The 14136-nt window shown below is 57.3% G+C and carries 13 protein-coding genes; 7 read left to right on the forward strand and 6 right to left on the reverse strand.

Annotation, left to right across the window (positions count from 1 at the left end):
- Positions 1-438: DUF4159 domain-containing protein (locus VMJ32_15280; GenBank protein ID HTQ40386.1), on the forward strand; the 438-nt coding region annotated here is incomplete at its 5' end.
- A gap of 81 nt (positions 439-519) precedes the next feature.
- On the opposite strand, the gene VMJ32_15285 is transcribed toward VMJ32_15280, so the two are convergent.
- Both VMJ32_15285 and VMJ32_15290 read right to left on the reverse strand, forming a co-directional pair.
- Positions 520-876: a DUF1634 domain-containing protein gene (locus VMJ32_15285; GenBank protein ID HTQ40387.1), complete on the reverse strand. Its 357-nt coding sequence runs from the start codon at positions 874-876 to the stop codon at positions 520-522.
- A gap of 13 nt (positions 877-889) precedes the next feature.
- Positions 890-1801 carry a sulfite exporter TauE/SafE family protein gene (locus VMJ32_15290; GenBank protein ID HTQ40388.1) on the reverse strand — a complete coding sequence of 304 codons (912 nt, stop codon included), beginning with the start codon at positions 1799-1801 and terminating at the stop codon, positions 890-892.
- A 505-nt stretch (positions 1802-2306) separates the two neighbouring features.
- On the opposite strand from VMJ32_15290, the gene VMJ32_15295 reads away from it, so the two are divergent.
- Positions 2307-5012: an organic solvent tolerance protein OstA gene (locus tag VMJ32_15295; protein HTQ40389.1), complete on the forward strand. Its 2706-nt coding sequence runs from the start codon at positions 2307-2309 to the stop codon at positions 5010-5012.
- Positions 5013-5143: 131 nt separating this feature from the next.
- Complete coding sequence (locus VMJ32_15300) at positions 5144-5545, forward strand: diacylglycerol kinase (protein ID HTQ40390.1); 402 nt, start codon at positions 5144-5146, stop codon at positions 5543-5545.
- A 72-nt stretch (positions 5546-5617) separates the two neighbouring features.
- Here VMJ32_15300 and larC read toward each other — a convergent pair whose 3' ends face one another.
- Positions 5618-6808, reverse strand: coding sequence for a nickel pincer cofactor biosynthesis protein LarC (larC, locus tag VMJ32_15305; GenBank protein ID HTQ40391.1), 1191 nt, complete (start codon positions 6806-6808; stop codon positions 5618-5620).
- A 296-nt stretch (positions 6809-7104) separates the two neighbouring features.
- Between larC and VMJ32_15310 the strand changes: the two genes are divergently transcribed.
- Complete coding sequence (locus VMJ32_15310; GenBank protein ID HTQ40392.1) at positions 7105-7482, forward strand: nucleotide pyrophosphohydrolase; 378 nt, start codon at positions 7105-7107, stop codon at positions 7480-7482.
- A 67-nt stretch (positions 7483-7549) separates the two neighbouring features.
- On the opposite strand, the gene VMJ32_15315 is transcribed toward VMJ32_15310, so the two are convergent.
- The 3 genes from VMJ32_15315 to rlmN form a co-directional block, all read right to left on the reverse strand.
- The gene (locus VMJ32_15315) at positions 7550-10066 is read right to left on the reverse strand and encodes a hypothetical protein (GenBank protein ID HTQ40393.1); all 2517 of its coding nucleotides are present in this window, start codon (positions 10064-10066) and stop codon (positions 7550-7552) included.
- Positions 10067-10414: 348 nt separating this feature from the next.
- Positions 10415-10774 (reverse strand): cupin domain-containing protein, encoded by a 360-nt coding sequence (locus VMJ32_15320; protein HTQ40394.1) that lies wholly within the window; start codon positions 10772-10774, stop codon positions 10415-10417.
- A gap of 33 nt (positions 10775-10807) precedes the next feature.
- Complete coding sequence (gene rlmN / locus VMJ32_15325; GenBank protein HTQ40395.1) at positions 10808-11920, reverse strand: 23S rRNA (adenine(2503)-C(2))-methyltransferase RlmN; 1113 nt, start codon at positions 11918-11920, stop codon at positions 10808-10810.
- A gap of 168 nt (positions 11921-12088) precedes the next feature.
- Between rlmN and VMJ32_15330 the strand changes: the two genes are divergently transcribed.
- From VMJ32_15330 to VMJ32_15340, 3 genes are all read left to right on the forward strand, one after another.
- Complete coding sequence (locus VMJ32_15330) at positions 12089-13378, forward strand: M20/M25/M40 family metallo-hydrolase (GenBank protein ID HTQ40396.1); 1290 nt, start codon at positions 12089-12091, stop codon at positions 13376-13378.
- 13 nt (positions 13379-13391) lie between these two features.
- The gene (locus VMJ32_15335) at positions 13392-13691 is read left to right on the forward strand and encodes a (2Fe-2S)-binding protein (protein HTQ40397.1); all 300 of its coding nucleotides are present in this window, start codon (positions 13392-13394) and stop codon (positions 13689-13691) included.
- Positions 13692-13817: 126 nt separating this feature from the next.
- On the forward strand, positions 13818-14117 hold the full coding sequence (locus tag VMJ32_15340) for a hypothetical protein (protein ID HTQ40398.1): 300 nt from the start codon (positions 13818-13820) through the stop codon (positions 14115-14117).
- Positions 14118-14136: the final 19 nt, after the last annotated feature.

The raw sequence follows: 14136 nt of genomic DNA on the forward strand, positions 1-14136 counted from the left end.
GACGAAAAGAAAGCGCTGCGAAAGTATTTGGAGCGCGGCACGCTGATTGCCGATTCGATTTGCGCCAACCGCGACTTTACCACTGCTTTCCGCCGCGAAATCAACGACTTGTTCGCCGACCAGGGGATCAAACTGGAGCCGATTCCGGCCAATCATCCGATGTTCTCCAACGAATTTGGCGGCTACGATCTCTCGCAAGTCAGCCGCCGGGTGCCTCAAGGGCGGGCCGGCGACGGCCCGTTGGAAGCCAAAACCCGCAAGGGCGCGCCCGAATTGGAAGGATTGAAAATCGGCGACCGCTATGCCGTGATTTTTTCGCCGTACGATTTGAGCTGCGCCCTGGAAAAGCACGATTCGCTGGAGTGCGAAGGTTATACCAAGGACGACGCCGAACGTATTGGGCTGAACCTATTGCTGTACGCCACGTTTGAGTTCTGAGCGATTGTGCTGCCTTGACTGTGGCGCGGCTGTTTCCAGGCGACGGCAACGCGCCGATTATTCAATGGAGATAACCGCCGGTTATCCCACGCTCAGCATGATGCTGATCGCCAAGAGCAGCAACACGGTGAGCGCCACCAGCGCCATTCGGCCTTCTCGCCGCGCCATCCATCCGACGGCCAATACCATGACGCGCACGACAGGCGTGAGCATCAACACCAGGACGCCCAGCTCCATGCAGGCGACACCGTTGCCGTCGGCGGCCATCCGCAGCAAATCGGGCAACTTAGTAATTAACGACGTCGGCCGGGGTTGATCTTTTAAGAATGCCAAAAACAGCCCAGCAATCATGAGCAACACGCTGCACACCAGTCCGAGCAATAAACTCCAATGCACGGCTCGCGCCAGAGGATCGGCAGGTTGTTGGCGGTAGTTCATCTCTGTTCCTTGATTATCCAAAAACTCGCACAAACATTTGCACCGCAACGCCAACTAGCAGCACCGCGAATAATCTCTTCACCAAGCGGCCTTGCAACGCTGGGCTAATCCGCGAGCCGACGGCCGATCCGATGATGACTCCCACGACCACGGCCGAGGTGAGCGCGGGCCGGACTTCGCCACGGCCGAAATACAAAAACGCACTGGCAGCGGCCGTCACGCCGATCATAAAATTCGAGGTTGCCGCAGCGGCCTTAATCGGCACTCGGCAAGCCAAATGCAAGGCTGGCACTTTGAACACGCCGCCGCCGATTCCGAGCAGCCCTGATAAATTTCCGGCGATGAATGAAATTCCCAAGCCGGCCCAGAGCCGCTCGACTTGATAGATTACCTCCCGACCCAGGCGCGGATCGAAATAACGGCCGGCCAGGGCAGTGGTCGGTGGTCGGACTTCGGCGAACTCAGTCGAGCCGTGGTCAGTGGTCAGTTGATGAAGAGAAGCGGTGGGAGCAATGGCGGCGCCAGAGGAATCAGCCGATGCTGAGGCGGCGCTTTCCGTGACGCCGCGCCACATGAGCACTGCCGTCGGCAACAGCACGATGGCAAACAACGTCTCCAACACCAGCGCGGAAAGCCAGCCGGCGGTGAGTCCGCCGGCAATTGCGCCCAGCGATGTGGCAATTTCCAGCGTCATTCCCAGGCGCATGTTAGCCGTGCCGCGCTCCACGTTGACGCTGGCCACGGCCGTCGAGGTGGCCACCACCGAAATGATGCTGGTCGCTACGGCATACTTCATGGGGATTTGAAATAACAATAACAGCGGAATCAAAAAGACGCCGCCGCCCGTGCCTAAAATGGCTCCCAGAACGCCTGTTCCCATGCCCGCCGCGATGAAAAACCAGATATTCAAAGGCGTGACGTACATGGCGTGGAAGTGTCTGGTTTCTGGGGTCTTGGCGTAAGGGAGGCCGATGGCCGCAAACGGTGCTGATGGCGGACAATTGTAACTCCTTCTGTAAAAAATACTTAGGTCATGCTGGCAAGGCCCAATTCTGGCTTGACCGGTCTGGCAACTGAGCCCTATAATCCGCCCCACTTTTCGTACGGTAAAGTCTCATCTCGCAAGGGTTTTCGTCTTTTCTAAAGGGTTGGTTTTTTTCTACGTCGGCGCGCGAGCCGCAAGCGGTGAGCATTGGGGCGCGATCTTTGCACTTCGTGCCGGTGCTCATCATGCATCGCTTTCGCGCTGGACAAGGATGACTTATCTGAACGTGCGTTTTACCGCTCTGATTGCGCGGCTTGCTGGCCGCGCGCAGCTTCCGCTGCGCAGCGCTGGGGACGGATTGCGCGCAGTTTCAAGGCTTTCGCGGCACGCGCTTTTTGCGACGCTTGTATGGACGGCGGCGATTGCTTTGTTCTCCGGGCAGGTGATGTCGCAATCGCAGTTGCCACGATCGCAAGGAGTATTGCCATCTCCAACCGCGGCGCCGCCGACAATGGCGCCGCCACAATTGGGTTCACCGCCACAGTTCGGTGCGCCACAAGCCACCATGCCGCTGCCGGGCACGACTGCGCCACCGCTACGCCCCGCAGCGTCATCGCCAGAAGCCGTGATGCCCGCGGAAGGCCCTCCTTTAGGCACGCGCCGAATTCGTGTCATCCCGCGTAGCGACGTGCCGGTTCAGTTCGACTCGCAATCCAATGGCTCAAACGAAACCGTGGCGACTGTCACCAACGGCGTGAACATTTTGATCGATGGCTTGCCCAACAGCGGCCCACTCGGTTTTGCAGGTTCGATCGACGTTTCGGCGGATCGACTGGTAGTGTGGACCACGGGCAACTTTGGCACGACCACGATCCAGCAAAACAACACGCCTCTGGAACTGTACATGGAGGGAAACATCGTTTTCCGCGAAGGGGACCGCGTGGTGCAAGCCAAGGCCATGTACTACAACGTGAATCAACGCAACGGCGTGATTTTAGATGCCGAACTGCTGACGCCCGTGCCGCGATTCGAGGGCTTAGTCCGCTTGAAAGCCGAGGTATTGCGGCAAGTCGACCGCGATCGTTTTGTCGCCCAAAACGCCAGCCTCACAACCAGTCGCTTAGGAATTCCCACGTACGAATTCAAATCGGGCCTGCTCACGCTGCAAGATGAACAAGTTCCGGCCATTAATCCCTTCACCGGCCAACCCCAAATCAATCCGCAAACGGACGAGCCGATCACCGATCACGAACAAATGGTCACTGGGCAAAATAACGTGATCTGGGTGGAGGGAGTGCCGGTCTTCTATTGGCCGTTCTTTGCCGGGGACTTGGAACGACCGCCGCTCTACGTCAATAGCTTCGCCTATCGGCACGATGACGTGTTTGGAAACCAGGTGCTGATTGATTTCAACCCGTACGAAATTTTGGGACTCCGCCATCCGCCGCAGGGGACCGATTGGACCGCCAGTCTCGATTATTTGAGCTTGCGCGGCCTGGGGGGCGGCACGAAGTTTGGCTACAGCCGGCCAGGTTTTTTTGATCCCGCGGGGCGATCGGAAGGTTTTATCGATATTTGGTACATTGACGACCACGGTACCGACAACTTGGGCTTGGACCGCCGCGACCTCACCTTCCCGCAGCCCGGCCGCGGCCGCACTTTGGGACGCTTCGAAGAAGATTTGCCCGCCGATTGGCAACTCCGGCTAGAGCTGGGCGAAGTAACCGATCGCAACTTCCTGGAGCAGTACTATCAACAGGAATGGGAAGAACAAAAAGATCAGGTCGACCGACTGGGGCTGCGCCATACGTGGGATAACATGTCGCTGGAATTGAGTGCGTCGGCGAATGCCGATCCGTTCTTCACGCAGACAGAAAACCTGCCTAAGCTCGATCATTACTGGCTCGGACAGCCGTTGCTGGATGATGCCTTTACCTGGTACGAACACACAAACGTCGGCTATTTGCGGCAAGACCAAGTCAACGAGCCAACCGATCCGACCGACCAATCACAGTTTAACTTCTTGCCGTACGACGTCGACGCTCACGGATTGCGGGCGGCCACGCGGAACGAGTTTGATTTGCCCTTTCAGGCGGGGCCAGTCAAATTCGTCCCTTATGCGCTGGGCGAAGTCGCTTACTGGGGCGCCGGCCAGTTTGACCCTACCACGGGCGATGTTACAGGCAGCCTCGATCGCGCCTATGGTCAATTCGGCTTGCGGGCCACAATGCCGATGTGGTCGGTGAATCCCACCATTCAGAGCGAATTGTGGAACGTCAATGGTATAGCTCATAAAGTTGTGTTCAACGGGGAATTCTTTTACGCCAACGCCACGGGAAACGACCTGGGTACGTTGCCTATTTACGACGAGATCGACGACAACAACATTCAAGCGATTCGGCGGCGATTGGCCTTTGAAGATTACCCCTTCATCGCGCCGCCGCCGCTCACCCCATTTCAAGTGCCGTTGCAGTTCGACGAACGATTTTACGCGCTGCGGCGCGACCTGATGGGTTGGGCAACCGGTCCGACCGAAATTGCCGGCGACGAAACCGAAATCAAATTTGATATCGATCAACGCTGGCAAACCAAGCGTGGCATTCCAGGTCAGGAACACGTGGTCGATTGGATCGCGCTGGATACCGACTTCGAAATCTTTCCCGACCCCGACCAAAACTTCGGCAGCGCAGCCGGTTTGCTTGATTATGATTTCCACTGGTTCGTGGGTGATCGGCTCACAGTCGTTTCGTACGGCGGATACGATTTCTTCAGCGATGGCCAGCGGTACACTTCTGTTGGTGGTTTCATCAGCCGACCGCCGCGGGGCAGCCTGTATTTGGGATTCAACGATTACGAAGGGCCCATTTCCAGCGATGTGATCACCGCCAGTTACACCTACCGCATGACGCAAAAATGGCTCTCTACGTTTGGCACCTCTTTCGACATGCGGAACCAAGGGAACATCGGCGAAAGCTTCCGACTGACGCGGGTGGGTGAATCGTTTCTCTTCACGATGGGAGTGAATGTCGACGTCAGCCGTGGGAACGTGGGCTTTAGTGTGGCGCTAATTCCGCGATTCTTGGGCCACGATCCCTCAGTCACTCGTGGGCAAATCGACGTCCCGCCTGCCGGCGTGTATGGGCTAGAGTAGATAATGACGAAGGACGAATGTCTAATGTCTAAGCAGTGACGTAGACGTTAGGGTAAAGGTTGTTTCGTGTTTCGTCGTTTGTGCGTCCTTAGACGTTCGTTATTACCATATAGCCTGGGAATTTATCGCTCATGTCCGCCGCCAATTCGTCCGGCGAACGCTTGACACCGCCGCGTAGCTGGTACGAAAAATTCCGCGATGCTTTTCGTGGAGTGCGCAGCGGCATGCGCGGCCAAAGCAGTTTTCGTGTACACATCTTTGTGGCCCTAGCAGTCCTTGCAGGTGCAGTGTTGCTGCGATGCAATTTGTGCCAGTGGTGTATATTGTCGCTTTGTATTGGTGGCGTTCTGACCGCAGAGATGTTCAACTCCGCGATGGAGCATTTGGCCAAAGCGGTTGATAAAGATCACAATCCACACCTGGGCGACGCCTTGGACACCGGCAGCGCCGCCGTGCTGTTTGCCTCGCTGGCGGCGGCCGTGGTTGGTACGATCGTTTTGCTCAGCCGGGTGATTACCCTACTAAAGGGCTGAGCTCAAAGGTGCTGACTCCCTCTCCCCCTCGGAGAGGACCGGGGTGAGAGTGTTGAATTTCGCCAACGCTGATCAGTTCGACGGCGTAAATCCACGCAACGCCGCTTCAAAGACAATGCGCAGCGCCAAGTGATGTTTTTTGGCCATTAGACGGCATGATTCAAACTCGGGCGAAAATCGCACCTGCCCGTCCGGCAGCATAGCCAAGACGCCGTCGATTGGTCCCCACGGCGTGGTCACGGTGTGCGGCTTGCGCGCGAGCTTGCGGCGGCTGACGGTTGATCGCCGCACGCCTAGTGTTGTCGTTTCGCGAAAGATGATTCCCTCCATCCGCTCCGCTTCGCTCGGTTGACACAGAACGCTCAGCAGCACCCCCGGGCGATTTTTTTTCATCTGGATGCCGCAAGAAAACACATCTAATGCGCCGGCCTCAAACAGTTGCGTCGCGCAGTGGCCTATCACTTCGCCGCTGGCATCGTCCAGATTGGTTTCCAGCAGGCACAGCGTCTCGGTTTGGACGTTTCCCGTGCTAACTTTCGCGACTTCGGCGGAGTCACCCACTAGAATTCGCAATAAATTGGCCTGCTGCTCAAAGTCGCGCGTGCCGGCGCCGTAGCCGATTTTTTGCACGGTCATCGGCGGCGGCGCCCCGAAACGCTCGGCCAATGCCGCTAAAATCGCCGCGCCGGTGGGCGTCGTTAATTCCGCTTCCACATCACTCGCCACCAGCGGAATGCCCTGGAGTAATTCAGCCGTTGCCGGAGCCGGCACACTGCACCTCCCATGAGCAATGGTGATAAAACCGTGGCCCGTCGGCACGGGCGAGGCTTCAATTCGCTCGATGCCCAGCAGGTCCAGCCCCATTGCACTGCCCACAATATCCGCGATGGAATCGATGGCCCCCACTTCGTGAAAATGCACTTTGCGAATTTCTATGCCGTGCACCTTCGCTTCGGCCTCGCCCAAGCGTGTAAAAATGCGCTTGGCCAATTCTTTGGCCCGGGGCGAAAGCGTGCAGCCATCGATCATCTCGACAATGTGATGCAGATGCCGATGCTTGTCCTGCGGCTCATGTTGTATTTCGATTTTGAGGCCACGGAACCCTTTGCGGCGCACCTCGGTGGCGGCGATTTTCACTCCCGGCAAGCCCAACGAAGCCACGCCTGCTTGAATGGCGGCTAACTGAGCCCCGGCATCGACCAACGCGCCCAGCAACATGTCGCCGGCAATTCCGCTGGCGCAATCAAGGTAAGCAATTCGCATGTTCCGCCGTCCGACATTCAGCCTACAATATGGAAACTCGCAATGAAATTTTAGCAAAAGCGCGGTCGCTTGTCGCCCTGTTCATTGGAGCGTTCAAAGCAAAGCCATCTTTGACAAGTTTGCCGAATCAAGGGAACCATCAGATGCACGCAGATAAACACCGCTGTTGGTGCGATTAAACGTCGGCACCGGTATGTCGGTTTTAATCTTGCTATTCTGTGTTAATCTATTTTCATCAACATTCATTTGTGGCCCTGTGACTACCAACCCCCAGTCCATTTACCAACTATCCGACCATGAGCGACCAAATCACCACGTTATCGGAGCTGCGCACGCTGGTTGCCAATTTTGTAGCCGCCCGCGAATGGCAGCAATTCCATTCGCCAAAAAACCTGTCGATGTCGCTGGCTATCGAGGCCGCCGAGTTAATGGAGCATTTTCAGTGGCTTTCGATCGAACAATCGCGAGCCGTCGCCGCACAGCCGGATAAACGGGGGGAAGTCGCCGACGAGCTGGCCGACATCCTGTGCTACAGCCTGGCGCTGGCTAACGAATTACAAATCGATGTTTCCGAAGCTGTTCGCCGCAAAATGCTCAAGAACGAACGTAAATACCCGGCTGCGGAATTCCGTGGACGCTACGGATTCAACGATCCACCCAAGTCAGCGCGCTAAAAAATCCCGCTACAATCTTCCGGAATTCATGCGCTTGCGGTTTAGCACATTCAACCGCACAATAAATCTACCGATTGGTCATCGCCGGTAGCCGCATCGCGCTTTGTGCGTTGTTATCGTGCTGCGGGCCTAACGAAAAAGCCAGCCATCCATCTTCCACCACGCACTGGCTGATGCACAGGTCGGCTAGATTTCGATTGTCAGCAATCCATGCCGGAATAAGCTCAAATGATCGTTCGCGCGGAAACAGCTTGCTGAATGCTCCCCGTAGCGCCAGTTCCGGTTGGCCTTTGTAATTGTCGCCGCCCAATTCGATGGCCCCTTGGCGGAGTAATCGCACGTGCAAGTCTTCGATCTGCGGCTGGTAGTTGGCGGTCACTAGGAAATCGTTCCATCGCCGCCCTTTCTGTTCCAGTTCGTCAATCGCCAACGTCAATTGCACCACGCCAGCCTGGCAGCGCACGCGCACCGGGTCTTTGGCGGCGAAGGTTACCCGCACATCCGTCGGCAAATCGGCCGGCGCATCGGTCTGGTCCCAACTCAGCTCCTCGGCCACATGCCGATAAAGTTCCGGTAATGTGAAGCTGCGGCCCGCCAGTTGAAGCTGATCCAAGATGTTGTTCAATGCCGATTCGTGAACTTGAACGCTGGCTATGCTGTCGGACAAAGCTTGCGGCCGCGCGGTGTGGCCACCCAATTGATTTTGACCTGCTATCCGCAGCCGCAGGGTTAACCGCTGTGCGGTGGTTTCCAACGTAATGGGTTCGGCCGTCAAACTCAGTTTGGCCAGTGGATCGAGCACTTCTTTTCGCACGGCGCGCTCGGCTTCATTTACCTGCTCTTTAACTTGCGCATTGACTTCCTGGTTGGCCTGGGTAGCGACTTTTGCATCAGTCTCCTGCTCGGCGGCGCCCAGCATCGCATGGTGCTGCGAAATTGCATATTTGCGGACCAATGTGCCCAACAACGGCACGTTGTCGTAATCCGTGCGGACGCCGGTTAGTTGGGTGTCGGTATTCGCTTCCGCCGCGGCATTGGCAATCCACACTCCTTGGCGATCCAAAACAACTGCTTTATGCACCAAAAAATCGGAACGGCCATTGTTGCTGAATGTTGCCGGTCCGCTGGTCGACAGGGTGCTTGAGTCGACCGTTCCCTGGGTCTCGATCCACAAATGCAGCCGCTGCACATCGGGGATGAGCTTGACGTGCAATTGCGAATTGGTTGTCGATGTTCCTCTGACAGCAGCGCCCAATATGGTATCGCGAACGACTCCATTCTCCGTCGGCGGCTCCGGCGACAGGCGGTTCAGTAATTCCGCCGAAACAGCGATGCGAAGATTAGCATTGCAATAATGCTCGTCCAGCCGCTGCGCTAACTGGCGATCTTGCTCTGACCCCGACAAATCCAACTGCCGCAGCGCGACGGCAACTTGATGGGCATCACTCGGTAGGCCGCTGGTTTCGTATTGTTCCACGCCGGCCAGTACGTCGTGCATATCCACCGCTTCGCCGGTCCATGTCCGCAATTGATCGGCCAGCGCTTCCAGCGTTTGATTTTGCAATACGCGGCGTTGGGCCTCGGTCGTTTGTTCTGGCAGCAGGCGGGCCAACGCACGCTTGGCAATCAGCCGTGATTGATCGGCCGAAACGGCTCGGTTGGCGTTGGCCAACTGGGCCACGTCGTCCAAAAGCAAATAGGTTCTCCAAGCGTCGGCATAGGGAAGCGATCGGACCCAAGTATCCGCCGCTGTCAGCGACTGCTCCAACCGTTGACGACGCTCCTCCGCTGACAGTACATCCGCATAAACAGCCGACTGCCCGGAACTCAAGACAGCTACGCTCCACACCGCCAACCGGCGTTCCAACGCATAGCGCACTCGCCGCAACTCAGCGGCCGTGCTGGCCGACTTAAACGCCCCATCCAGCTTGTCTGCCTGCCGGGCTAGTATTTCCAACTGCTGCACAATCCCAGCTGCCTGCTGCGAATCGCCCGGCGAGGTTTGGCACAAGGCCACGCACAATTGCTCCACCTGTATCGCCCAGGCGGAACAATCCCCGGTTTGCCCCAGATGTTCTAGCTGCGCCATCAGGCTTTTAGGTGCCGGCCAATACACCGAAGCGGTTGCGTTAGCTCTTGATTGCGAATTTACTGCACCGGCTTGCGGCAAATGTTGAAATAGTTCGAAGTGCCTTAAGTCGGCAATTTTTTCCGCCACGGATTCGGCCCAAGGACCAATTGCACTGGATGCTGCCGAGTTGCCCGTCGCTGGAGAATTGGTGGCCTCGGACAAATACAAATGCTGCTCGTCATTTTTCCACGAGCTGGGCCAGCCCGAATCCGCCGAAAGCGCGAAGCCAACCGGAGCGGCCACGTTCTCCGCCGAGGGACGCAATATTGCCACCGTGCCGCCCGCGTCGCGGTTCCAAACCTGCGCGCGTTGCCGCTCCAGCGATCGTAGTCCGTCCGCTTCCATATTCGGCTGCGAACCGCGGGGCACCGCCAGGCTCAGCAAAAACAATCCGCTCAGAACCAGCAGATAGGGCCACAAAGGGCTGCGCTGGCTGGAAATCATATGGGTCATCCCTTACGCCGTCTTCCCATTGCCTGGGCCTCTTCCACTTACTCCTTGCGACGAAGTGATATCGTCCCTCTTGGCACACAGAGGCCTAAAACCTTAAATCGGAAAACGATAGCACGGCAATCGACTGAGAATCGTGCCCTTCGCCGTGTTTGAAATGTCCGCCGTTCCGAAAATTCGTCGGCGTACAATCACACCGACCGAAATTATCGAATACGACGATTTCGCGGCCAGCACTCCTCATTGGCCCGCAAAGGACTAATCAGTTCACGACCGATCCTCATGCTGCTGGAGGTTGCGGCCTTGGCAAAATTTGCGGCATGTGACGATCGCAACGTGCCGCTTTTACCGCTATACCAATACCGTGTCGTCATGCTCGTAAGCCGGCGCGCAACAGCACAAAAATACCAACGCCTCGTCTCCCGAATTCAAAATCGTGTGTACAGCCCCCGGCGGAATGGCGATGGCATCGCCCGGCCCGACCGGCCGCTGTTGGGCATCAATCGTCATTTGCCCTGTGCCCCGCAGAATGTAATATATTTCTTCCGTGCGGAAATGAAAATGCGCCGCCGTGCGTGCCCCTGGCGAAACGCGCGCCTCGGCCAAACTTTGCTTGGCAATGCACGAATTGCGATGTGCCAGCAGCTCGCGCATTTCCGAGCCGTCTTTGGTGATGAACGCCTCAACCTGCTGTAAATTTTTCACATCCACGGCTTGCTCCCTGCTGCCCCATTTTCTAACTCACTACTGTAGTTGAAACCCCACCTGGCTTCGCCGCAGTTGGCCGCACGCGGCATTGATTTCGTCCCCCTTACGCTCGCGAATTTGCACGTTCAACCCGGCTTGCCCCAGTGTCTGCACAAACTGTTGAACCGCTTTTTTCGTCGGCGTTTGGTATGGCAATCCTGGCACCGCGTTGTACGGAATCAAGTTGACTAGCGCCAACCGGCCACGCAGCAATTGGGCCAACTCCCGAGCCTGCTCCGCCTTGTCATTCAGCCCGCCCAGCAACACATACTCAAAGGTCAGCCGCCTTCCCGACGCTTCAAAATAACGGTCCGCCGCCGCCACAATCGCCGTCAAGCCAATGTTTTTATTCACCGGCACCAATTGGTTGCGTAAATCGTCGTTGGGCGCATGCAGCGAAACCGCCAATTGAAAGCGGGCGTCGAGCTCCACCAGCCGATCGATTGCCGGCGGCAAGCCGACTGTGGAAATGGTGATCCGCCGATGGCTGATGCCTAAGCCCGTCGAACTGGTCGCTTCGCCCAGCGCCGGCAGCAACCGATCGAGATTCGCCAACGGTTCACCCATCCCCATCACCACAATGTGGCTCAGCCGCTCTTCGGCTGCTTCGACCGATTCACCGGCCTCTGTAAAGCCCTGGCCGCTCGTGTCCGCGCCGCTTGCTTTCGGCAGCAACCGCTGCAAGCGCAGCATTTGCTCGACAATTTCGCCCGCCGTCAAATTACGCACCACACCATCCAAACCACTCGCGCAAAATACGCAGCCCATTGCACAACCGACCTGCGAGCTGATGCAAATGGTCCGCCGGCTGCCGTCACGCAGCAACACACACTCGATGTGATGACCATCGTGCAAGCGCAACAGCAGCTTTTCCGTGCCGTCGGCTGCCCGATGATGCCGCTCGACGGCCGTGGTCCAAATCGTAAATTCGGCCGCCAATTGCTCGCGCAACTGCTTCGGCAAGTTGCTCATTTCCGCAAACGATTCCGCCCAGCCCGCGAACAACCATTGGCGTATTTGATCGGCGCGATATGCCGGCGCACCGCCGGCTGACTGCGCCAACCAGTTGGGCAGCGTGGCAAACACGGCGGGATCCAATAAATGCAACATGCTATGATTCCGCAACGGTAGGCCGCAGGCAGTGTGCAGCCAGCCGTGAAGTGGTCCGATAATGACTGAATGAAGCGAGCCTGACGATACCCCAGCGTCATTACTTAGGTTAGGATAGCAGCCTTCGGGCAACAAGCGGCAATCCATATCGATCATTCTATCCGCATCATGGCTCAAAAATCGCCAGCCCTTCGTTCACGTAAAAAGACTACCTCTGCTCGGAATACGTCACTGAGAGAGCCGGAAGCAACTTCTGCTTCGGCCGCCGCCCAACCCGATCTCGCCGAAGCGCTCCGCTTGGTCATGCAAATGATGTCGCTGCCCGGCCTCAGCGGCCACGAGGGGTTGGTGGCGCAGTTTATTATGGATCAACTGCGTCACGCGGGGGCGCCGGAATCGGCCATTCTGCTCGATACCGCTCATCACCGCACACCTATTGCCGGTGAAGTGGGCAATCTGATTTTGAAATTGCCCGGCACGCTGCGTGCCCCTCGACGGCTGCTGATGGCCCACATGGATACCGTGCCCATTTGCCTGGGCTGCAAACCGATTGTCGAAGGCGATTTTGTCCGTTCGGCCGATGCTAAAACCGGCTTGGGCGCCGACGATCGGGCTGGAGCCACTGCGATTTTGTGCGCGGCGCTGGCGATTTTGCGAAACAACTTGCCGCATCCTCCGCTGACTTTTTTCTGGCCCATTCAAGAAGAAGTCGGGTTGTACGGCGCGCGGCACGCCGACGTGAAGTTACTCGGCCAACCGAAATTGGCCTTCAATTGGGATGGCGGCACGCCGGAAAAAGTGACCATGGGCGCCACCGGCGGCTACCGCATGCAAATCCAAATCGAAGGGCTTGCCAGCCACGCTGGCTCCGCGCCGGAGCTGGGAGTCAGCGCCATTGCCATTGCCGCGCTGGCCATCAGCCGGCTGTACAATGAAGGCTGGCATGGTCAAATCGTCAAAGGCAAACGCCGTGGAACCAGCAACATCGGCGTCATTCAAGGGGGCGCGGCCACCAACGTGGTTACCGATCAAGTGCTGCTCAAAGCCGAAGCCCGCAGTCATAATCCCAAGTTTCGAAAGCAAATTGTGCGTGCCATCGAAACCGCGTTCCTTGCCGCTGTCAAGCAAGTTCGTAGTGCTCACGGCGCGCGAGGCAAAGTGACCTTCGATGGTCAATTAGATTACGAATCATTCAAGCTCAACGACGACGAAACGTGCATATCGGTCGCCGAGGCAGCCCTCCGGGGCTTCGGCTTAACTCCAGTACGCGCAATTTCCAACGGCGGCCTCGACGCCAATTGGATGCACAAGCACGGCATTGCCACAGTCACGCTGGGCTGCGGCCAGATGAATGCCCACACCATTTCGGAACGGCTCGATATTGCGGCCTTTCATCAGGCCTGCCGCATTGCGCTGCGATTAGCCACAGCGGGCGAAGAGCAATTCCAGGGCGAATGACAGGCCACGCAACATGGAACTCGACGACGAACTATGTCTGTGCTTTCACGTCACCAAGCGAAAGGTGCTGAATTTTTTGCAGGTCGAACAGCCGCGCCGCGCCAGCCAAATGAGCCAGTGCTTTGGCGCTGGCACCGGCTGCGGCTGGTGCCGCCCTTATTTGCGGAAACTGTTCGAAGCGGCCCAAAAGGGACAGCCCGCCACAAACAGTGCTGATCTCCCTGCGGCCACAGAATATGCCACCGGCCGCACCCAATATGTGAAGCAGGGCCAGGGCGTGCTGCCCCCTGGCGCCACACCCATCGGACCATAATCCATCGGACCGCAGGAATGCACCTCGCCTGCTAGTCTCCCAAGCGGAATTCGGTTAGAATTCCGTGACACCGCTCAAGCGTGCCGCCATCTGGCGGGCGTATTCATCGAACCCCGCGAGCGCCTCATGGCCAAAAAAATCTTAAATCGTAAAGAGTTGCGTGCCCAAAACGACGAAGCCGAAGCCGCCGATTCCGGCGAAAAAAAGGCGGCCAAAAAACCGCCGGCCAAGCGCAAAAGTCGCGCCAAAACCCCCAAGGAAGTGCGCCTCAAGGCTTTCTGGGCTGTCTACAATCAATCGATGAAGCCGATCGTCAAGTTCGAATACAACGAACGAAAATACGCCGACAAAAAAGCGGCCGAACTCAGCGCATCGGGCAAGTCTCCCCATTTCGTTCAGCTGCTGAAAGAAGTCATCGAAGAGTAATTCCTTACCGGTGGCAGCG

It is taken from the genome of Pirellulales bacterium (assembly GCA_035499655.1).
GTDB lineage: Bacteria > Planctomycetota > Planctomycetia > Pirellulales > JADZDJ01 > DATJYL01.